This window comes from Pseudomonas palleroniana, from assembly GCF_022836895.1.
GTDB classification, from domain to species: Bacteria; Pseudomonadota; Gammaproteobacteria; order Pseudomonadales; family Pseudomonadaceae; genus Aquipseudomonas; species Aquipseudomonas palleroniana.
In genome coordinates, this window is record NZ_CP092411.1 from 5,999,234 (window position 1) to 6,021,431 (window position 22,198).

At 63.2% G+C, this 22,198-nt stretch carries 14 protein-coding genes; 12 read left to right on the forward strand and 2 right to left on the reverse strand.

Annotated elements, in window-relative coordinates; translation table 11 throughout:
* Window positions 1-51 precede the first annotated feature (51 nt).
* On the forward strand, window positions 52-1,425 hold the full coding sequence (locus MJP36_RS27075) for a PepSY-associated TM helix domain-containing protein (protein ID WP_244384493.1): 1,374 nt from the start codon (window positions 52-54) through the stop codon (window positions 1,423-1,425).
* Here MJP36_RS27075 and MJP36_RS27080 read toward each other — a convergent pair.
* Window positions 1,420-6,006 carry a DUF4329 domain-containing protein gene (locus MJP36_RS27080; protein ID WP_244384495.1) on the reverse strand — a complete coding sequence of 1,529 codons (4,587 nt, stop codon included), beginning with the start codon at window positions 6,004-6,006 and terminating at the stop codon, window positions 1,420-1,422. The two genes, MJP36_RS27075 and MJP36_RS27080, sit on opposite strands and share 6 nt — an antisense overlap.
* A gap of 260 nt (window positions 6,007-6,266) precedes the next feature.
* On the opposite strand from MJP36_RS27080, the gene urtA reads away from it, so the two are divergent.
* From urtA to ureC, 11 genes are all read left to right on the forward strand, one after another.
* On the forward strand, window positions 6,267-7,532 hold the full coding sequence (urtA, locus tag MJP36_RS27085; protein ID WP_060755047.1) for an urea ABC transporter substrate-binding protein: 1,266 nt from the start codon (window positions 6,267-6,269) through the stop codon (window positions 7,530-7,532).
* A gap of 134 nt (window positions 7,533-7,666) precedes the next feature.
* Window positions 7,667-9,169, forward strand: coding sequence for an urea ABC transporter permease subunit UrtB (urtB, locus tag MJP36_RS27090; RefSeq protein ID WP_104995385.1), 1,503 nt, complete (start codon window positions 7,667-7,669; stop codon window positions 9,167-9,169).
* Window positions 9,169-10,236, forward strand: coding sequence for an urea ABC transporter permease subunit UrtC (urtC, locus tag MJP36_RS27095; RefSeq protein WP_090367076.1), 1,068 nt, complete (start codon window positions 9,169-9,171; stop codon window positions 10,234-10,236). The genes urtB and urtC overlap by 1 nt, the downstream gene beginning before the upstream one ends.
* Window positions 10,233-11,066 carry an urea ABC transporter ATP-binding protein UrtD gene (urtD, locus tag MJP36_RS27100; protein ID WP_244384497.1) on the forward strand — a complete coding sequence of 278 codons (834 nt, stop codon included), beginning with the start codon at window positions 10,233-10,235 and terminating at the stop codon, window positions 11,064-11,066. Before urtC ends, urtD begins: the two co-directional genes overlap by 4 nt.
* Window positions 11,067-11,192: 126 nt before the next feature.
* Window positions 11,193-11,891 carry an urea ABC transporter ATP-binding subunit UrtE gene (gene urtE / locus MJP36_RS27105; protein WP_090367080.1) on the forward strand — a complete coding sequence of 233 codons (699 nt, stop codon included), beginning with the start codon at window positions 11,193-11,195 and terminating at the stop codon, window positions 11,889-11,891.
* Window positions 11,892-11,922: 31 nt separating this feature from the next.
* Entirely contained in the window at window positions 11,923-12,762 is an 840-nt protein-coding gene (locus tag MJP36_RS27110; RefSeq protein WP_244384499.1) for an urease accessory protein UreD, read from the forward strand.
* 3 nt (window positions 12,763-12,765) lie between these two features.
* Complete coding sequence (gene ureA, locus MJP36_RS27115; RefSeq protein WP_003171437.1) at window positions 12,766-13,068, forward strand: urease subunit gamma; 303 nt, start codon at window positions 12,766-12,768, stop codon at window positions 13,066-13,068.
* Window positions 13,069-13,077: 9 nt separating this feature from the next.
* Window positions 13,078-13,590, forward strand: coding sequence for a GNAT family N-acetyltransferase (locus MJP36_RS27120; protein ID WP_244384501.1), 513 nt, complete (start codon window positions 13,078-13,080; stop codon window positions 13,588-13,590).
* Between the two features lie 5 nt (window positions 13,591-13,595).
* A complete protein-coding gene (locus MJP36_RS27125) occupies window positions 13,596-14,129 on the forward strand; it encodes a GNAT family N-acetyltransferase (protein WP_198760919.1) in 534 nt (177 codons plus the stop codon).
* The gene (locus MJP36_RS27130; protein ID WP_244384506.1) at window positions 14,126-14,431 is read left to right on the forward strand and encodes an urease subunit beta; all 306 of its coding nucleotides are present in this window, start codon (window positions 14,126-14,128) and stop codon (window positions 14,429-14,431) included. The genes MJP36_RS27125 and MJP36_RS27130 overlap by 4 nt, the downstream gene beginning before the upstream one ends.
* 137 nt (window positions 14,432-14,568) lie before the next feature.
* Window positions 14,569-16,269, forward strand: a complete 1,701-nt coding sequence (gene ureC / locus MJP36_RS27135) for an urease subunit alpha (protein WP_244384507.1) — start codon at window positions 14,569-14,571, stop codon at window positions 16,267-16,269.
* On the opposite strand, the gene MJP36_RS27140 is transcribed toward ureC, so the two are convergent.
* A complete protein-coding gene (locus MJP36_RS27140) occupies window positions 16,266-22,154 on the reverse strand; it encodes an NEL-type E3 ubiquitin ligase domain-containing protein (protein ID WP_244384508.1) in 5,889 nt (1,962 codons plus the stop codon). The genes ureC and MJP36_RS27140 overlap by 4 nt on opposite strands.
* Between the last annotated feature and the right edge of the window lie 44 nt (window positions 22,155-22,198).

Below are 22,198 nucleotides of genomic sequence, written 5' to 3' on the forward strand. Positions count from 1 at the left end.
CGATTAGCGGCCTACCTGACACAAGAAAACCAACGCCTTGCGGAGCCCCTGATGTCCACTCAAAAAGTTTCCTTCTACAACCTGGCCTGGCGCTGGCACTTCTACGCCGGCCTGTTCGTCGCCCCGTTCATGGTGTTGCTGGCCCTCACCGGCATCATCTACCTGTTCAAACCCCAGCTCGACCCGCTGATGTATGGCGACCTGCTGACCGTGCCCAGCGCCGAGCATGCCCTGAGTGCCGATGAGCAATTGCAACGAGCCCAGGCTGCGTTCCCCCAAGCCCGGATCAGCAAATACCTGCCACCGGCCGACGCCACCCGCAGCGCACAGTTCGTCATGCACAACGACGGCCGCGAAGTGACGGTATTCGTCGACCCGTATCGTGGCACCGTGCTCGGCCAACAGGACGCCAAATACAACCTGCAAGCCATCGCCCGCGCCCTGCACGGTGAGCTGATGATCGGCACTGTCGGTGATCGCCTGGTGGAACTCGCCGCCGGCTGGGGCGTGATGCTGGTGGTGTCGGGCCTGTACCTGTGGTGGCCGCGCGGCAAGTCGGCGGCCGGTGTGTTGTGGCCTCGGTTGAATGCACGCGGCCGGGTGTTCTGGCGCGATATGCATGCCGTGGTCGGTTTCTGGGGCGCCGCGTTTCTGCTGGTGATGTTGCTCAGCGGCATGACCTGGACCGGCTTCTGGGGCAAGCAGTATGCCGAGCTGTGGAACCGCTTCCCGGACGCCATGTGGAACAACGTGCCGCAATCCGACCAGCAGGCCCGCACCCTCAATACCGCCAGCCAACAGACCGTGCCGTGGGCCGTGGAAAACACACCCATGCCGATGTCCGGCGACCATGCCGAACACATGAACCACGGCGCCATGCATACAGGCCCAGCCGCACCGGTGCTGCGCCTGCAACAGGTGGTCGACCTGGCCAACGCACGCAAGGTCGAGCCCAGCTACAGCATCACCTTCCCTACCACGGCCACCGGCGTGTTCACGGTCGCGGTGTTCGCCGACGACCCGCGCAACGATGCCACCCTGCATGTGGATCAATACACCGGCAAGGTCCTGGCCGATGTGCGCTGGCAACACTACAACAACGTCGCACGCGCCACGGAGACCGGCGTGATGCTGCACGAGGGCAAGATGTTCGGCGTGGTGAACCAGATCATCGTCTTGCTGATCTGCCTGATGATTCTGCTCAGCGCGGTCAGTGGCCTGGTGATCTGGTGGAAGCGCCGCCCGGCGGGCGGCTTAGGCGTTCCACCGCTGCGCCATGACCTGCCCAAGTGGAAAACCGCAATGGTGATTATGTTCGCCCTGGCGCTCCTGTTCCCGTTGGTGGGCGTTTCACTGGTGTTGATGTGGGCCCTGGACCGGCTGGTGTTGTCACGGTTTTTCTGGCAAAGCGCGAGCGGCTCATAGCTCGTCCTTGGTCGGCACCAGCACCACCTCGCCGACCGAAGAGGCAAGGTCCGCGCCGAGTTTTCCGCGCAGACGCCAGAACGCCGACGGGTGAATCACCCGCAACTCACCGAGGCGCGCCAGCTCCAGAACCACATGGGAGGGGGCTGGCGCATACGCGGTGTAACCGCCGGCCTGGGACCATTTGAGGCCGGTGTCCAACAGGTTGTACTCATCGTTGCTGAAACTTGGCTGGTAGCTCAACAGGGCACCATCGCGTGTGGTCAGGTACAGCGCGTTGATCGCCACCCCGGCGCTCTTCAAGGTGTGGACGTAGAAACCCACTTCACGCCACGAGACGAAGGACCTGCGGTAATTGTCTTCACTCGCCCTTGCAGGCTGGTCGAGCCCGTCGTGAAACACCAGGTGCGCGGCGCAGAACCGGTAGCCATTAGGCAGCTGCGGCACCCTGCGGGCCGGGCCGATGCCCTTGAAAGCCTGGGGGAACAAGCGCTCGGCGACCAGGGAGGGGTAGCCCTGGTCCAGCGTCGGAAGGACCGGCAGGTAGCCACTGCCCGCCGTGTTTTTCAGCTGCGCCCCCAAGTACTGTTTACCGGCAAACTGCCCCGCCAGTTCATGGATATGCAGCGCCGCATCTTCAGTATGGATGTACACCGGCCCCAGGCTCAGGGTGTGTTCGTCGGGTGCCGGCACACCCTGCGAACGTCCCGGTTGCCACTGGCTGTCCACCACGCCAAGGCCCGGCCAGTTGTCACTGGAGCGCAGGATGCGCAAGTCGCCGGCCGCCGCCATGCGCCGGATGAAATCGCGCGGGCTCAGCACCCGTGCGTGCAAATCCGACAGGTCGCGGTATTGAACAAACCGATCGTTGACCACCACGAACTTAAGCAAGGCGCCGTCGGCACAGAAGATGTACAACGGCAGGCTGGCACGCTCTCGGGTGCCACGGACCTGATACAGCGCATCCTTGAGGTCGTAGGGCGAAAACAGCCCCTGAAAAATCTCGTCGCCACTGATGGTGACGCCACGGGGACGCAACTCGACAGGCTGCGAGACGCAAAAGTACAGCCCGGCCATTGCGTAGCCACGCGGGTAACCCGCGTCGCTGAACACCCGTCGATGGGCGAACCGCGCACCACTGTCCTTGATCGGCAAGGTCGCGACGTAGTGGCCGTCCTGGGACTTGAGCAGATAACCGACTTGCAGCTCGTCGCACGTGGTCAGCGCCTGGGACAACAACCGCGCTGCATCGTCCAGTTGCGTACAGACCGGGCCAAACGCCGGGTCATGCCGCGCTCGCAGATAACCGCGCTCGGCGGTGTGTGGTGTGGCGTAAGGCACCCAGCCCGACACCGGCCCCTGCGTGCCCCATAGCGCGCCGCCCAGCACCACGTCCAGAGAGAACGACGCGGCGACCCGGTTGACGTACTCCACAGGCGTCAACTCGCCGGAACGCAACGCGCATTCAGTCTCACCATAGAGCCAGTCGCGACGGTTGTGCGGGCGCATGACCAGGTTGGCCTGAGTGATCAGCGGGTATTTGACCCGGGCCGTTGCCAGCAGGCGGATCAGCGAGCCGTCCTGGCCCAGCGAATAGTGCGTGATGCCCTTGTGGCCCTCGCTCATCGCGTGGGCCAGCAGCCGGGTGGAAAACATGTTGCTGTACACCGTGGCCTGCTCGCTCGTCAGCAGGAACGGCATCCGCATCACCGGACGCGAAGAGTAATAGGCCACCAGCTTGCAGCGCTCAGGGTAAAGCCCACGGGCCACCAACTCATCGGGAAACAGCCAGCTCTGCTCCAACGCCTCATCGGCAAGCCACAGGGGTTCGCTGGCGATGAACCAGCCGTCATCGCGACGCAGAATCGCCCCGCCATAGCTTCTTGTGCCCCCTCCTCCTGACATTCTGCTGCACACGTAGCGCGCGGCATCGTCCATCGACAGGAACGCCGCGCTCATGCGTCGGCGTGGCAGGTGCGCATAAGCCTCCCAGGTGGCCGAGACGATACCCAGGCGGTCCCAGCACGGGCTCGCGGCAACCACCCGCAACTCACCGGCGGCAGCCACCTTGCGCACGAACCCAAGCCCGTCCAGGGTACCGAAACTCAACTTGGCCTTGATCTGCTCGACGCTGTCAACGCTGCTCTCGGCCTCGAACAGACCACGGGGCGAGGGTGATCGGTAACTCAACAAGGCGCCTTCCGGCGGCGCGATATAAATCGTCGCACCACGGCTCGATGAGGGAATCGCGGCGCGCCCCTCGATAATGGCCGTGCTCAAATCATCGGGCAGGATAAACAGTCGCTCCAGCCATGCCGTCGAACGGCTGCCCGCCGTTTGCCGGGTGTAGTACACGCCCTGGCAGGCAAAGCCTTCAGGCACCGGGTTGGCGGACACACCAGGCAGCGACAGCAGTGGGGTTTTCTGCGTGACCGGCACCCACTCGCTGGCGACATATTCCTCACGGCTCTGGTGTTTGAAGATGAACGCAAAGAACACGTTGGCATAGCGCGGGTAGGCGCGCTCCGGTTGCCGATGCTGCAGGTCCAGGGCCGCAGCGTCGGCGCTGGCGAACACGGCGCCATAACTCAACGCGCCGGGCCGTTGAAACTCCAGCACCCGCACGAACGGCGCCCAATCCGTCTCGACCTTTTCCGCCGGCCCCCACAGCTTGCTGGCGGTCATCACACGCAGAGTGCCAGGCTCGGCCAGGATGCGCACAATATCGGCAGGCTTGATCGCGCCGCTGTCCAGACGTTGGGCGATCGGGCTCATGCCGCCGGAGGCCGGTGTCTGCCACTGCTGGCGCCAAGCCGCCGTCGCCTCGCCCGGCTGGAACGCGATCAGGCTGTCCTGCGTTCCCGAGAGGTAACCCGGACAATGGGATTGCAGGATGGCCTGTATATCCAGGTCGCTGAACATCTGCGCATGCAGCTCGGCCTCCTTGTGGCTCCACTTGAGTCGCGTGCCCTGGGCGCGGTCAGTTTTCCACAATGCCCGCCGCGACCCATATCGTGCATGCAGGCGATGGCCGGCGTGCAAAATGATCAGGCCACCCTGGCGGTCCTTCGGGTAGCCGCCATCCAGCGTGAACGGGCTGCCCTGGGCCCGCACCGGGTCAGTGGCCACGAAACGCCCGTCGCTGCGCTGCAGGATCAACCCGCCATAGGCCTGGTCGCGTTGTTCGTCGATGTGCAGGTGCGCATGCCGGGCGGCGTCGTCGGCCGATAGAAAAGCCTGCTTGAGCGGCATCAGTACGCGGTTCGAATAGGGGCGCCAGTGGGCGTCGACCACTCCGGGGCGATCCCACAGGGCACTGGTTTTTTCCACCGTCAGCTCGCCGGCCCTGGCCACGCGCAGCACATAGTCGCGCGTCAGCAAAGCGCCGCCGGCCAACTGCGCCTGCAAGCCCTGATCACGAACCGCACCATCGGCCTCAGTCGCAAACAGCAGTGATTCGTCCGCCGAGCCGGAGAACCGATAACGCAACAGCGCCTCATCACGCAGGCGAATAAACAGCGAGGCGCCCAGGGTCGAAGGCTGTGCCAGCGCATAGCCACGAAACTGGGCAATGCACTGCGCCAGCTCCAGCGGGCTGATGAAGTTCTTGTACAACCAGGCTTCCAGCTCGGGATAGTTGCCAGGCAAGGGTCGCGAATGCAGGTACACACCGTGCAGGTGAAAGCCTTCCGGCAGGGGCGGCAGTTGCTTGAGCTGAGCGGGCGGTTGCGGTTCGGCGGCGGTATACAGGCCTTTGACGCTGTGCTGTAACACCAGCACCTGCTGTCGTACGGTGGGTTGGCGCTGGATACGCGTCCAGGCCTGTGTCAGCGCCTGCTCCTGGCGGGTGAACACCGGGCCACACGGTATGGGCAGCGGCGCCGCGCTGAAGGACTGATAGGGTTGCCAATCGGCAGGCACGTCCCCTACCGATCCCCCCCAATTGGGACTGGAAAGCAGAAATCGCAGGTTGCCAACCGACGCCAGCTTTTTGAACACCCCTTCCAGGCTACCGTCATGGGCATGCGGTGAACTCCATGGACCGCTCTCGGACAACCAGCGCACATACTGCGCCTCGTCCTCCGAATAGCTGACCTGATAGCGCAGCAACGTGCCGTCCGGGCCGGACAGATACGCATAGGGCAGCGTCAGCCGGTCTTGCTGGGTAAGGATCACATCCGGAATGGAATAGAAACTCATGAAGGCCTTGACCTGCTGCACCGTAAAGCGCGGGTTTTTCTTCTGGGTATCGGCCTGGGTGTCGGGGTGCGAATGCAACGTCGCAACCAACGTATAGCCGTCCGGCTGGCGGTATTCGCCATCGGCACTGATGCGGTCGAGCAACAGTGTGAAATCGAACGTCGTCGGCCGATCCGCCCGGGGCTCGGTGCCGACATACAACTGGTCCGCGTGACGCTGCAGGATCACGCAACCGTACTCCTTGTCGTGTTGGTTGCCGATACGTTCATGAAGATAGCGCGCCACGTCGTCAGCGCTGATGAACGCCGGGGTCAAGGCTCCCAGCTTGGCGTGCCCCTGGGGCAACGCGGCGCGTTTATCGCGTGAAAAAGAATCGTCCATGGGAGCTCCTTGGGTGTGTGTTCGAATGTCCCGACATCCTGAACACCCCAACCTGACCAAGGCGTTAGATAGTTAATCGTCCCGCACCAGTACTGTGCAACGCGTGAACCCGCCTTGAAAGCGAGCGCCGATATAGTGCACGCCCTGCGCAGCGAACCCGCGCCCGAGACGTTGATTGTGCAGGCGGACAAAGCGGGCATGCCCCTTGCAAAAGCCTTGTCATCTGTCCAACAAAAACTCGGGTTCACGGAGAACGCACCATGAAGCGTCGCAGCTTGATCAAGGCTTTCACTCTTTCGGCATCCATTGCCGCCATGGGCCTGACCTGGACCGTACAGGCCGCCGAGACCATCAAGGTCGGCATCCTGCACTCTCTGTCCGGCACCATGGCCATCTCCGAGACGTCGCTCAAAGACATGGCGCTGATGACCATCGATGAGATCAACGCCAAGGGCGGTGTGAATGGCAAGATGCTCGAACCGGTGGTCGTCGATCCGGCGTCGAACTGGCCGCTGTTCGCCGAGAAAGGCCGACAGTTGCTGACCCAGGACAAGGTCGCCGTGGTGTTCGGCTGCTGGACTTCGGTGTCGCGTAAATCCGTGTTGCCGGTGTTCGAAGAACTCAACGGCCTGCTGTTCTACCCGGTGCAATATGAAGGCGAAGAGATGTCGCCCAACGTGTTCTATACCGGTGCGGCGCCGAACCAGCAGGCGATCCCGGCCGTGGAATACCTGATGAGCGAAGAAGGCGGCAGCGCCAAACGCTTCTTCCTGCTGGGCACCGACTACGTCTACCCGCGCACCACCAACAAGATACTGCGTTCGTTCCTGCATTCCAAAGGCGTCGCCGACAAAGATATCGAAGAGGTCTACACACCGTTTGGCCATGCCGACTACCAGACCATCGTCGCCAACATCAAGAAGTTCTCCGCCGGCGGCAAGACCGCGGTGATCTCCACGGTCAATGGCGACTCCAACGTGCCGTTCTACAAGGAACTGGCCAACCAGGGTCTGAAAGCCACCGAAGTGCCGGTGGTCGCGTTCTCCGTCGGTGAAGAAGAACTGCGCGGTATCGACACCAAACCGCTGGTGGGCAACCTCGCTGCCTGGAACTACTTCCAGTCGGTGGAAAACCCGGTGAACAAGAAATTCGTCGCAGACTGGAAAGCCTATGCCAAGGCCCACAACCTCCCGGGCGCGGATAAAGCGGTGACCAACGACCCGATGGAAGCCACTTACGTGGGCATCCATATGTGGGCGCAGGCCGCCGAGAAAGCCAAGTCCACCGATGTCGATAAAGTGCGCGAAGCCCTGGCCGGCCAGACCTTCGCCGCGCCGTCGGGCTTCACCCTGACCATGGACAAGACCAACCACCACCTGCACAAGCCGGTGATGATCGGCGAAATCCAGGCCGATGGGCAGTTCTCGGTGGTGTGGCAGACCCAGGAGCCGATCCGCGCCCAGCCGTGGAGCCCGTACATCCCGGGGAATGACAAGAAGCCGGATTACGCCGTCAAGAGCAACTAAGCCCGCAGTACTGATCGTTCCCACGCTCTGCGTGGGAATGCATCGCGTGACGCTCAGCGTCACAACGCGGACGCAGAGCGTCCAAGGCGGCATTCCCACGCAGAGAGTGGGAACGATCTATAGGAAACTTGTTTATGCCCACTGCCCTTTACCGCTTCATCCTGACGGCCCTGCTGTTGCTGCCCTTTGCCGCACACGCCAACGACGCCGAAGACTTCCTTGCCGCCAACCCGGCCCAACAAGCCAAGCTGCTCCAGGACTGGGCCGCCCAGCCCGACCCTGCACGCATCGAGTTGGTGGACGCCCTGCAACAAGGCCAACTCACGGTCAACGGTGAAACCAAAACCGTACGCCTGAACAACCGTCTGCGCGGCCTGATCGACAACGTACAAGCCAGCCAGCAATTGCTCGCTGCCGATCCCAAGCTGCGCTTGGCCGCTGCACAGACCCTGCAAAAAAGCGCACAGCCCACGCAACTGAAATTTCTCGACCAGCAAGTCGCCGCCGAAACCGACGAAGGCGTGCACACCGCCCTCAGCTTGGCTTTGGCCAACCTACAATTGGTGGACACCGACCCAGTTGTTCGCCTCGCCGCCGTACGCCTATTGGGTGGTACCGGCGACCCGCTGGCGCGCACCCGCCTTGAAGCCCTGCTCGCCCCCGGCGTGGAAACCGATGCGGCCGTGCACACCGCCGCCGAAACCAGCCTGGCCCAGGTCAAGCGTAAATTGATGTTGGGTGAACTGCTCGGCCAGGCGTTCAGCGGCCTGTCGCTGGGCTCGATTCTGTTGCTTGCGGCGCTCGGCCTGGCGATTACCTTTGGCCTGCTCGGCGTGATCAACATGGCCCACGGCGAGATGCTGATGCTCGGCGCCTACTCGACCTACGTGGTGCAATTGATGATGCAGCGCTATGTGCCGCAAGCCATCGAGTTCTACCCGCTGGTTGCGCTGCCGGTGGCGTTTTTCGTCACCGCCGCCATCGGCATGGCCCTGGAACGCACAGTGATTCGTCACCTCTATGGCCGCCCGCTGGAAACCCTGCTCGCCACCTGGGGCATCAGCCTGATGCTGATCCAGCTGGTACGTCTGGTATTCGGCGCCCAGAACGTCGAGGTGTCCAACCCCGCGTGGCTGTCCGGGGGTATTCAAGTACTGCCCAACCTGGTGCTGCCCTATAACCGCATCGTGATCATCGCCTTCGCCCTGTGCGTGGTGATGCTGACCTGGTTGCTGCTGAACAAGACGCGCCTGGGCCTGAACGTGCGCGCCGTCACCCAGAACCGCAACATGGCCGCCTGCTGTGGCGTGCCCACCGGGCGTGTGGACATGCTTGCCTTTGGCCTGGGCTCCGGCATCGCAGGCTTGGGCGGCGTGGCGCTGAGCCAGATCGGCAACGTCGGCCCGGACCTGGGCCAGAGCTACATCATCGATTCGTTCCTGGTGGTGGTGCTCGGCGGTGTCGGCCAGTTGGCCGGCAGCGTGACGGCGGCCTTCGGGCTGGGCATCGCCAACAAGATCCTGGAACCGCAGATCGGTGCGGTGCTGGGCAAGATCCTGATCCTCGCGCTGATCATTCTGTTTATCCAGAAGCGCCCGCAGGGACTCTTCGCACTGAAAGGACGGGTGATCGACTGATGAACCAACCATTGATGCTCACGGCCACGCAGAAGGCCGGCCCCAAGCTGACGATTGCGCTGGGCGCGCTGGTCCTCGTGGTGTTGCTCGCCCTGCCGCTGCTGTCACTGTTGCCGCCGGACAACGCGTTGCATGTCTCGGCCTACACCCTGACCCTGGTGGGCAAGATCCTCTGCTACGCCATCGTCGCCCTCGCGCTGGACCTGGTGTGGGGTTATGCGGGCATGTTGTCCCTCGGGCACGGCCTGTTCTTTGCGCTGGGCGGTTACGCCATGGGCATGTACCTGATGCGCCAGGCCGCCGGGGATGAGTTACCCGCGTTCATGACCTTTTTGTCGTGGACCGAATTGCCCTGGTACTGGGTCGGCACCCAACACTTTCTCTGGGCGTTGTGCCTGGTAGTCCTGGCGCCGGGCCTGCTGGCGCTGGTGTTCGGGTTCTTCGCCTTTCGTTCGCGGATCAAGGGCGTGTACTTCTCGATCATGACCCAGGCCCTGACCTTTGCCGGGATGCTGTTGTTCTTTCGCAACGAGACCGGCTTTGGCGGCAACAACGGTTTCACCAACTTTCGCAGCATCCTCGGGTTCGGCATCACTGAGCCCGGCACGCGAGCGGTGTTGTTCGTCGCGACGGTGCTGTTGCTGGTCACCAGTCTGTTGATCGGCTGGCGGTTGGCCAAGAGCAAGTTCGGCCGGGTGCTCACGGCCCTGCGTGACGCGGAAAACCGCCTGATGTTCTGCGGTTACGACCCACGTGGCTTCAAGCTGTTCGTGTGGGTATTGAGCGCGGTGTTGTGTGGGTTGGCCGGGGCCTTGTATGTGCCGCAAGTGGGCATTATCAACCCCAGCGAAATGTCGCCGACCAACTCCATCGAAGCGGCCGTGTGGGTGGCATTGGGCGGGCGCGGCACGCTGATCGGCCCGCTGCTCGGCGCCGGTGTGGTCAACGGCATGAAGAGCTGGTTCACCGTGGCGTTCCCGGAATACTGGCTGTTCTTCCTCGGGGCGCTGTTCATCATCGTCACCCTGTACCTGCCCAAGGGCGTTATCGGGCTGCTGAAGAAATGAGGAACGTCATGCTCGAACCTATTTTCGATGCCGGCATCGGCCGCGACGCCATCGGCCTGGGCCAGGCCGCCGGCAAGGGCCTGAATACTCGCCACGGCACCATTTTGACCCTTGAGGGCATCAGTGTGAGCTTCGATGGTTTCAAGGCGCTCAACGACTTGAACCTGTACATCGGCGTCGGTGAACTGCGCTGCATCATCGGCCCCAACGGGGCAGGCAAGACCACGCTGATGGATGTGATCACCGGCAAGACCCGCCCCAGCCAGGGCCACGCCTGGTTCGGCGAAACCCTGGACTTGACCGGCATGAGCGAAGTCCAGATCGCCCAGGCCGGTATCGGCCGCAAGTTCCAGAAACCCACGGTGTTCGAAGCCCTCAGTGTGTTCGAAAACCTGGAGCTGGCGCAGAAGACCGACAAGTCCGTATGGGCCAGCTTGTGCGCGCGCCTGAGCGGCGAACAGAAAGACCGCATTGCCGAGGTACTCGACACCATCCGCCTCAGCGCCTCGGCGCAACGCCCGGCCGGGCTCTTGTCCCATGGCCAGAAGCAGTTCCTGGAAATCGGCATGCTGCTGATGCAAGACCCCCAGTTGTTGCTGCTGGACGAACCGGTGGCGGGCATGACCGACGCCGAAACCGAATTCACCGCCGAACTGTTCAAGCGCCTGGCGGGCAAGCATTCGTTGATGGTGGTGGAACACGACATGGGCTTTGTCGGCTCGATTGCCGACCACGTCACCGTGTTGCACCAGGGCAGCGTGCTGGCCGAAGGGTCGCTTGCGCAGGTACAGGAAAACGAGCGGGTGATCGAAGTCTATCTCGGTCGCTAAACCTGCCACGGACCGCTGATCGTTCCCACGCTCCGCGTGGGAACGCATCCAGTGACGCTCCGCGTCACGACTTTAGCGGCATTCCCACGCAGAGCGTGGGAACGATCGATTGAGGAGAGTTTGAACATGCTGCAAGTCGACAAGTTGCACCAGTATTACGGCGGTAGCCACATCCTGCGCGGGCTGTCCTTCGAGGTGAAGATCGGCGAGGTGACTTGCCTGCTCGGCCGTAACGGCGTGGGCAAGACCACCCTGCTCAAGTGCCTGATGGGCCTGTTGCCGGCCAAGGAAGGCGCAGTCAATTGGGAGGGCAAGGCCATCACTGGATTCAAGCCGCACCAGCGCGTACAGGCCGGTATCGCCTATGTGCCCCAGGGTCGTGAAATTTTCGGGCGGCTGACGGTGGAAGAAAACCTGCTGATGGGGCTCTCGCGTTTTCCAGGCTCAGAAGCCAAGGAAGTGCCCGCTTTCATCTACGAATTGTTTCCGGTGCTGCTGCAGATGAAACATCGCCGTGGTGGCGACCTGTCCGGCGGCCAGCAGCAACAGCTCGCTATCGGTCGGGCGCTGGCCAGTCGACCGAGGCTGCTGATCCTGGATGAACCCACCGAAGGCATCCAGCCGTCGGTGATCAAGGAGATCGGCGCGGTGATCAAGAAGCTCGCTGAGCGCGGGGATATGGCCATCTTGCTGGTCGAGCAGTTCTACGACTTTGCCGCCGAATTGGCCGACCAGTACCTAGTGATGTCTCGCGGTGAAATCCTGCAGCAAGGCCGTGGTGAAAATATGGAACGCGAGGGTGTACGCGGCTTGGTAACCATCTAATCTGTAGCCTTCTAACGATAAGCACTCTGCCATGAACCTGCCCGTTTCCCCTGCCCTGTTCACCCCCAGCTGGCATGCTGCGCTGGAACTCGGCTACGCGCGTTTCGGCGACACGACGCGCCCGGTGATGCGTCGCCACCTCGGCCCGCTACGGGTGCAAAAGCACTTGTACGCTGAAGGCCCCGAGGTGTGCCAACACATCATCGTGCACCCGCCCGGCGGAATCGCCGGCGGCGACCGCCTGGCGATCAGCGCACGGGTGGGCGAAGGCGCCTGGGCCCAGTTGACCAGCCCCGGCGCGGCGAAGTGGTACCGCGCCCAGAGCCCGGCCTTCCAGCACCTGGACTTGACCGTCGAAGCCGGCGCCACCCTGGAGTGGCTGCCCCAGGAAACCATCGTGTTCAGCGCCGCTCAAGCCGAGCTCAGCACCCGTATTGACCTGCACGGCGACGCCCGGCTGTTCTACTGGGATGTAGTCGCCCTGGGCCGCCCGGCCAGCGACGAACGCTTCGACCTCGGCCACTTTCAATCGCACCTGGATATCCGCCGCGATGGCCGGTTGCTCTGGCATGAGCGCCAGCGCATTGTAGGTGCCGACGGTTTGCTCGACTCACCCATCGGCCTGGACGGGCAGCCGGTCTTTGCGACGTTGCTGCTGACGGCCGACATCGACCCTGAACTGCTGGACACCTGCCGCGCCCTGCCTCACGCCGTGCGCGGCGACCTGACCCAACTGCCTGGCCTGCTGGTCGCCCGCTGCCTGGCCGGCGAAGCGCTGCTGGCACGCGCCTGGCTGATCGATTTATGGCGGCTGCTGCGCCCGGCGACGCTGGGCCGCGAAGCCGTTTCACCCCGAATCTGGAGCACCTGAACCATGGACCTGACCCCACGGGAAAAAGACAAGCTGTTGATCTTCACAGCAGGCTTGGTCGCCGAGCGGCGCCTGGCGCGCGGCGTAAAGCTCAACTACCCGGAGACCATCGCCTACATCTCCGCCGCCTTGATGGAGGGCGCCCGCGATGGCCGCACCGTGGCCGACCTGATGCACTACGGCACCACCTTGCTCAGCCGTGAACAAGTGATGGAGGGCATCCCGGAAATGATCCCGGACATCCAGGTGGAAGCCACCTTCCCCGACGGCACCAAGCTGGTCACCGTCCACCAACCCATCGCCTGAGGCACGCCCATGATTCGTGATGCAACCGAACAGGATCTGCCGGCAATCCGCGATATCTATAACGACGCGGTGCGCAACACCACGGCGATCTGGAACGAACAACCGGTGGACCTGGCCAACCGCCTGGCCTGGTTCAGTGCGCGTCAGGCCCTGGGTTATCCGGTACTGGTGTCCATCGAAAACAATGAAGTCACCGGCTACGCCTCGTTCGGTGACTGGCGGCCGTTCGAAGGTTTTCGCTACAGCGTCGAGCACTCGGTGTATGTGCGCAGCGATCAACGCGGCCAAGGGGTCGGCCCACGCTTGATGGAGGCCCTGATCGAACGCGCGCGGGCCTGCGGCAAACACGTCATGGTCGCCGCCATCGAAAGCGGCAACCAGGCCTCGATCCGCCTGCATGAGCGCCAAGGTTTTATAACGACCGGGCAGATGCCCCGAGTAGGTATCAAGTTTGGCCGCTGGCTGGACTTGACCTTCATGCAACTGGCCCTGAACCCGGGTGCCGAGCCACCCCAGGAGTGACACCGATGAGCGCCACGCACCTGCGTCGAGTGAATGCTGAAAGTTTTGCCCATTACCGTCTGGGCCTGATCGAGCTGTTGCTGGACGCGGTCAAGCATGGCGCCAGCGTCGGGTTCATGGCCGACTTTGATGAGGCCCAGGCCCGCGCCTATCTGAGCGGCGTGCAGGCCAGCATCGAGGATGGCAGCCTGTTGCTGTGGGTGGTGGTCCGTGAGGAGCAGGTAATAGCCAGCGTGCAATTGGCGCTGTGCCAGAAGGCCAACGGCCTGAACCGCGCCGAGGTGCAGAAGCTGTTGGTGCACAGCAGCGCGCGGCGTCATGGCCTGGGCCAACAATTGATGCATACCCTGGAACTCGCCGCCCGCCAGCACAAGCGTGGCCTGCTGTACCTGGACACAGAGGCCGGTTCGGCCGCCGAAGCCTTCTACCAGGCGCTGCGCTACACCAAGTTGGGCGAATTGCCCGACTACTGCCAAAGCCCGGACGGGCGCTACACCCCGACCGCCATCTACTTCAAGACATTGGGGCAACCTGCATGATTCCTGGCGAATATCAGATCCAGCCTGGCGACATCGAACTCAACGTGGGCCGGCGCACCGTCAGCCTGAGCGTGGCCAACAGCGGCGACCGGCCGATCCAGGTCGGCTCGCATTACCATTTTTTCGAGACCAACGACGCACTGACCTTCGACCGCGCCGCCAGCCGTGGCATGCGCCTGAATATTCCAGCGGGCACCGCGGTGCGGTTCGAGCCGGGGCAAAGTCGTGAAATCGAGTTGGTGGATGTGAGCGGTGGACGGCGGATTTTTGGCTTCGCCGGGAAAATCATGGGTGATCTTTAGGGCTTCACTGATCGTTCCCACGCTCCGCGTGGGAATACATCCGGTGACGCTCTGCGTCACGACTTCAAGAGCGGACGCAGAGCGTCCAGGGCTGCATTTCCACGCAGAGCGTGGGAACGATCGAGGAATAACGTGCGATGAAAATTTCCAGACAAGCCTATGCCGACATGTACGGCCCCACCGTCGGTGACAAGGTCCGCCTGGCCGACACGGAGCTGTTCGTCGAAGTGGAGAAAGACTTCACGGTCTATGGCGAAGAAGTAAAATTCGGCGGCGGCAAGGTGATCCGCGACGGCCAGGGCCAGAGCCAATTGCTCGCCCATGAAGTCGTCGATACGGTCATCACCAACGCGCTGATCATCGACCATTGGGGCATCGTCAAGGCTGACGTCGGTTTGAAGAACGGCCGCATCGCCGCCATTGGCAAGGCCGGTAACCCGGACATCCAGCCCGGCGTGACCCTCGCCATCGGCGCCAGCACCGAAGTGATCGCCGGCGAAGGCATGATCCTCACCGCCGGCGGTATCGACAGCCACGTGCACTTCATCTGCCCGCAGCAGATCGAAGAGGCGCTGACCAGCGGCGTCACCACCATGATCGGCGGCGGCACCGGGCCGGCCACCGGCACTAACGCCACCACCTGCACCTCCGGGCCCTGGCACCTGGCACGCATGCTCCAGGCTAGCGATTCGTTCCCGATGAACATCGGTTTTACCGGCAAGGGCAACGCCAGCTTGCCCGAGCCGCTGATCGAGCAGGTCAAGGCCGGCGCCATCGGCTTGAAGCTGCATGAAGACTGGGGCACCACCCCGGCGAGTATCGACAACTGCCTGAGCGTTGCCGATGAGTACGATGTGCAGGTGGCGATCCACAGCGACACCCTGAACGAGTCCGGCTTCGTCGAAACCACCCTCGCCGCGCTCAAGGGGCGCACCATCCACACCTATCACACCGAAGGTGCCGGGGGCGGCCATGCGCCGGATATCATCAAGGCCTGTGGTTTCCCCAACGTGCTGCCAAGTTCCACCAACCCGACACGGCCGTTCACCCGCAACACCATCGACGAACACCTCGACATGCTGATGGTCTGCCATCACCTGGACCCGAGCATTGCCGAAGACGTGGCGTTTGCCGAAAGCCGCATCCGTCGCGAAACCATCGCCGCCGAAGACATCCTGCACGACCTCGGCGCGTTCTCCATGATCAGCTCCGACAGCCAGGCCATGGGCCGCGTCGGCGAAGTCATCACGCGCACCTGGCAGACCGCCGACAAGATGAAAAAACAGCGCGGCGCCCTGCCCGGCGACGGCGCCGGTAACGACAACTTCCGCATCAAGCGCTACATCGCCAAGTACACCATCAACCCGGCGATCACCCACGGCATCAGCCATGAAGTGGGCTCGATCGAAGTGGGTAAGTGGGCCGACCTGGTGCTGTGGCGCCCGGCGTTTTTCGGGGTCAAGCCGACGTTGATTCTCAAGGGTGGGGCGATCGCATCGAGCCTGATGGGCGATGCCAACGCGTCGATTCCCACCCCGCAACCGGTGCACTACCGCCCCATGTTCGCCAGCTTCGGCAGCTCGCTACAGGCCACCAGCCTGACGTTTATCAGCCAGGCGGCGTTTGACGCCGGGCTGCCCGAAGCCTTGGGTTTGAAAAAGCAGATCGGCGTGGTCAAGGGCTGCCGCTCGGTACAGAAAACCGACCTGATCCATAACGACTACCTGCCGCAGATCGATGTCGACCCGCAAACCTACCAGGTCAAGGCCGACGGCGTGTTGTTGTGGTGCGAGCCGGCAGAAACGCTGCCGATGGCGCAGCGCTATTTCCTGTTTTAACTCGCGGCCAGCTCCTCACGGGTCAACGCTTCGATCAGGTTGGCCTCTTCGATCGCCAGTTGGGCCTGCAAGTCCTTGGCCTGTGCCGCGTATTCATCGACGGTCAGCAGGCCGCTCGCGGACTGCTCGTACAGCACCGCCAGGCGCTCCTGGTACGGCTTGCTCAGGGCATCGAACTGCGTGCGGTATTTATGCGTCACGTAGTCGAGCCAGAAGTCCCGGGACAGCAGCGCTTCGAACTCCTGCGGCGAATTGTCGAGTGCGAGCACCCGCGTGCGAGCGCTGTCGAGCATCGCCTGGGTGACATTCCCCATATTGGTGAATCGCACCTGTTCCGGTTGGCCGGGCAAGTCGAGCTGGTCGGCGCCCTTGAGGCCGAAGCGATAAGCCAGGCGGATTTCGACCTCCTCCAGGCGGCTGACGCGTCGGGCTTTCTCGGCATCGCTCAAATGCGGCGTGGCGTTGATGGCAGCGGTCCGTTCGGCAATGTCGTTGAGGGCGATTTTTTCCACCTCATCCAAGCGGAACAACCCCCGCGACAGTTTGCGCAATGCCGCGCCCTGGGTCGCGTCGGTGGCGGCTGCCCGTGCCTTGTAGACCATCGCCATGACTTCGACGTTGCTGAACGACAACGCCGCCCGATCACAACACGCCGGCCGGCCGGCCCATTCGAACATCTGCTCGCGCAGGCGCTCCGACTCGCTGCTGTTTTGCGTGATGCAGTCGATCACCTCCCAGACGCGGCCTTGCAGGTCGGTGTGCTGCTCGCTGACCACCTGCAAATCGCTGAGCATCCGGAAAAACCCCGCGCTCCCCGGCCGTTCCCGCAGTGCCAGCCACTGAGCCCTGCGCGTCGCCAATTGCTCCTCGGCAAAACCCAGGCTCCAGCGCTCGAACACCAACCCGGGGGCCGTATTCAAGAGTTCACGGTGAGCAATGCGCAAGGCCGAGACCACCAACAGGTTCGGGCTGCCCGGCTCACTCAATGCGTTCTGCTCGAGGCGTTCGGAATACACCCGCACCTGCGCCAGCGTCGCTTCGCTCAGCGGGTTGTTGCTCACGTTGGCCACCCGGCTCAGGCGCACCGATTGCGCCCGTTGTTCGGGCAGCGGCGCGACCAGGAAGTCCGGTAGCGTGGTGATCTGGTTGCCACTCAAGTCGACCATGTCCAGCAGCGGCTGCTCACCCAACCCCGGCGGCCAGGTGTCGATATTGACGTTTTTCAGGCTCAGCGAACGCATGTCGGGAATCCGGCTGAAATCCGGCGCGATGCCCAGTGGGTTGTTGTCCAGCCACAACGCCCGCAGGCTGATACGACCGGCCAGGACCTCGGCGGTCTGCGGGGTCAGCTGGATCTGGTTTTTCTGCAAGAACAAGCGCGTCAACCCGTGCATCTCGCCCAGGGCCGGTGGCAGTTCACGCAGTTGGTTGTTCGACAGATCCAGCCAGCGCACGCTGCGATAACGCGCCAGGAAACCTTCGGGGGAGGCGCTCAGCGCCATCCCGCTGAGCTTGAGCGAACCGACATGCGAGAAATCCGCGTCCAGGTCCGGCAGGCTGGGCAGCCGTAGATTGCCCAGGTCCAGCTCGAGGCCGATAGGAGTACCGTCATGGGCCAGTTTCATCGGCGCCTCGCGACGCCAGCATTGCAGGATGCGTGACTTGGCGATGTAGCGGTCATCCCGCGTCGTTGCGTTGCTGCGCAGTTGATCGGAGCGAATATAGCGTTCACTGGCGCCGCCACCGGAGAAAGCCCAGGCGTTGAGCTGTTCGGTCAGTCTGTCGAACTCGGTCGCACGCCGCGCCAACTCTGCTTCGGCGCCCTCGCCCAGGCTCCAGATCAACTCTCTGGCGGCCTTGATGGTCTTGTCCGGGTACATGCGCTGCACCGTCAAAATGGCGGGGGACTCGACGGAAAACGCATCGGCAATACCACTCTGCGCCAACTCCGGTACGACCTCGCCCAAACGCTTCCAGTAGTTGTCCACTTCCAGCATGCAGGCTTCGGAGAACGGGTTGCCGCCGATCACCGTCACACCATTGATCTGTATCGTGCGCTGGAAATGTTCGGCCTGCGGGTAGAGGTGTTCTCGCGGGATCTCGCTCAGCTGGTTGTTGCGCAGGTCCACGCGCAGCAGGTCGGCCTGGCTCAGCAGGCCCCGGGGCCACTGGGTGATGCCGGTATTGCTCAGATCGAGGAATTTGAGGCGCTGCAGGGCAGTGAAATCCGGCGTTTTGTGCAGGGGGTTGCCGGCCAGGTCAAGGCTTTGCAGTTGATCCAGCCCGGCGAGTTTTCCAGCACTGGCGTCGGTCAGGCGAATGCGGTTGCCGCGCAAGCGCAGATGAGTCAGCTGGCGCAGGTCGCCGACAATATCGGGCAGTTCGGTCATGCCGGTATCGCTGATGCGCAGTTCGTGGATGTGCGTGAAGTTTTTCAGGAAGACCTGGGTGTCGGCATTCCAGACGATTTTGCCGAGGGCCAGTTCCTCCACGTGGCTGAAATCGGCGGTCAGCGCCGGCAGGCTGCGCGGGGCGATGGCCGACAGCGACAGTTCGCTGCCGGTTTCGCGGCGCCAGCAACGTCGGATGTCCATGGCGAACCGCGCGCCACTGGCATCGGACGGCGTATCGGTGGCGCGCACCCAGGTCTTGAGGCTGCGATCCAGGTTGGCGTAGTCGGCTTCCAATTGCGTCAACCGGACCCGCACATCGGCCCCCAGGAACTGGATATACACACTGACATCGGCATCGGAAAACGAAGGGTACAAGCGCCGCACCCGCGCCTCATTGCTGCGCAGTGTGTTCACCAGTTGCTTGAAACCGCGCCCTCCCCCGAGCAGGCGCATCGTGGGGTCAATGACCGGTCGGCGTAACGGGTGATCGAGCAACACCGTACGCAAGGGTTCGCGTGGCAAGGGGTTGCGCAGGATGGCCGACTTGAGCTGCGTCACGCTGGTGAAATTCATCGCCTGTTGTTCGGCCGGCGTGAGCACTTGCCACAGCGCCGTGTAAAAGTCCTCGCCCTGAAACTGCCCATCGGCGTCCTGCACCAGGATTCGCCGCGCCGTGGCCTCGGGATGGCCGATGGCATCCAGCACCTGGCCCTCGGCAAAATGCTCGCGCAGTTCCAGGCGTGTACCGCGTGCCCAGCCCGGCAACAGTTCCAAGGTGCGCAGCGCAAGACGCTGGGTGTCGATATTGCTCATCGAGTCGAGGAACAGGCCCTCATAGGCGCGGGATACACGGACCTCCTGCTCGCTCCAGCGCAGCCGCTCATGGATCGGGCCGGGCAGGCGCCGGCTGCTGCGAAAGACTTGCAGGTCCTCGGCGCTCATCCCATCGAGCAACAGCCTGGCCACCGGCGCGGGCAATTGCGGGTAGGTGTTGAGCACACGCTGCACGTCGACATCTGCGGAGCAGTTCTGCGCCTTATAGCGCTCTTCCAGCAGCGAGCCTTTGAGCTGTTCGGCGGCGTCGGCCAGGTACAGGCGCAACTGGGCGGCGCGCTCACCGAGCGTCTGCGCGGCCATGCCGGGTATGTCCTTGAGCGCCGGGTCGCTGCCTTGCAGGGTGTACAGCACCTGTTCGAGTAATTCGCCCCGCGCTTGTTGCACCGCATCCAGTGCGACGACCCGGCGAACCTGGGACGCGGGCGCAGGGTCGTTCCATAGCTCACGCCCGTCACTGCCGAGCACACGCAGCGAGGGCTCGTTGGAGAGCATGCCACGGCGTTTCATCAGCTCCAGTTGCAGCGTCGCATCGGCCTTGGCGTAGGTCGCAGGATTGCGACTGCGCAATTGCTCGATACTGTTCTCCAGCTCGCGATGCAAGGCAAAGCGCTTGAGACTGTCGGCCAGCAGCCGCGGCGTGGCGTGCTGGTCGAACAACGCTTCACGCAGCGCCTCGGTCTCGACCCCGCTGGCCAGGCGCGCCTGTTGCAAGCGCTCGGCGCTGAGGTCGGCGGCCGGTTTGCCCAGTCGCCGCAGCAAGGTCGCCTCGCCCCAGGTCAGCGGGTCTTCGCCTTCGTGGGTCCAGGCACCTTCGCCGTTGTGCTCCAGCAGCGGACGATAGGCGTCCGTGCGGTCTGGGTGCTGCACACGGTACTGGCCGGTGCTGGTTTCCTGCTCGACCTGGTAGTGCTTGCCTTCAAGGACCAGCACCGGTTTTCCCTCGTGGCGGTACAGGCCCAGGCCGTCGGGTTTGGCATCCGTGGCCAGCTGGATATTGGCTTTGTAGCGTGACAAGTCCGGGTTCCACAGCTTTTGCTTGCCGTCGGCCAGGATCACCGGCTTGAGCGCCTCGACCACACCGGACACTTGCACGTGGGGCAGCACGGTGGCGCCGGTACCGAGCATGGCCACGTTCAGCGCGATGCTGGAAAAATGCGCCCACATTTCACGGGTCTCGCCTTGTGCGTAGGCATCGATGCCCTCGTACACTTCCTCGCACATCTGCGCGGCGCCCACCACCAGCATGAGTGGGCCCAGGCCCGGCACCACGAAGGCGGCCAGGTTGAACACGCTGAGCACGGCATCCTTGAAACCTTCCAACCGGGCCGCACGGGCCTTGGCGTCCTCGTCATCGGTGGGCACCGCCACGGCGCGGGCGTCGGCGAGGATTTTGTCGACATGGGCCTGGTGGCGGTGCTGCCACAGGTCGCCTTTGATGGTCGATTCGTCCATCGCCAGCTCCGCGGGTTGGACCGACCGCGAAGGCCGGCACAGCGCGTTGATTTTGTCGAAGAACGCACCTTGCTCGGACACCGGCACGAACCGGCTGAAGAAGCGCCGGTACTCGAGGCTCTTCAAGCGCTCGCCCAAGTCGGCCAGAAACTCGTACAGGTTGGCGTATTCCTTCAGCGGCTGCTGTGGGTCATCGGGCAGGTACACCACCAGGCGCTCGACCCGCGCCGCGCGCTTGCGCCTTGGCCCGATCAACAACGGCCCGACCAGCTCCACGCCCAGTAACTGCAGGTTGGCGAACGTCACCGGGCGGCCATCCAGCGTCGGAGCGGCCTTGGCGGCGAGCACATGCTTGAGCATCCGGTAGGCATCACTGCTGATCCCGGCACCGACCAGGTAGCTGTTGGGCTTCTTGGCGAATTGCTGCCAGGCGATTTCAGTGCTGAGCGCCAGTTGCTGGCGCTGATGCTCCTGCAGTTGCTTGACCAGCGCCTGGCGTTTTTTCTCGTCCTTGGGTTGCAGGATATCCTTGATGTGTTGCTGGTACAGGCGACCCAGATCCAGGCTGCGACACAGTTTGGCGAACGCAGAAGGTGCAATGGGCTTGGCCTGGGAGTTGACCGCCGCGAAGTCCGGGATGACGTCGCCGTCGTAGCGGCCCCAGCCGGTGATGATTTCGCAATCGGCGCAACGCGCCGGGTGTTCTTCTTCGGGCAGGAAGTTGGCCAGGGCCACTTCCAGCAACGACACGCCCCGGTACTCCTCATCCAGCCGCGATGTGCGGGTGCGGTCAAAGCTGAAAAAACCATAGAAATCATCACGGGCGCCGGGCGCGAACTTGCGCGCCAGGTAGACGTTGCGCACGTCTATATCGAGCTTGAAGCGTTCCTTGATCGCGGCTTTAAGCAAGGGTTCGGCAAACGCTTGCACATCCTGGATCGTTGCAAGGGTGGCATCGACCTGATTGAAGATTGCGCGGTACCGGCTATGGCTGGCGGCCAGCGCTTGTTTTTGGGTGCCCGAGGCTTTGACGTACCACGCGGGCAATACCAGCGCGTGGTCGGCCAGTTCCTGCCGGCGCGGCGCCCGCGCCTGGCTGAACCAGCTCGGCACGCGGGCCTTGATAAAGTCGTAGTGGACACCCCGAAGGTCGGCATGGAACACACCTTCGGGGCGCGGTGCTGGGGTTTTGCGGTCTGACATGAGCGGTCGTCCGTCACTGATGGAAACCTCAGCCTACGCAACGA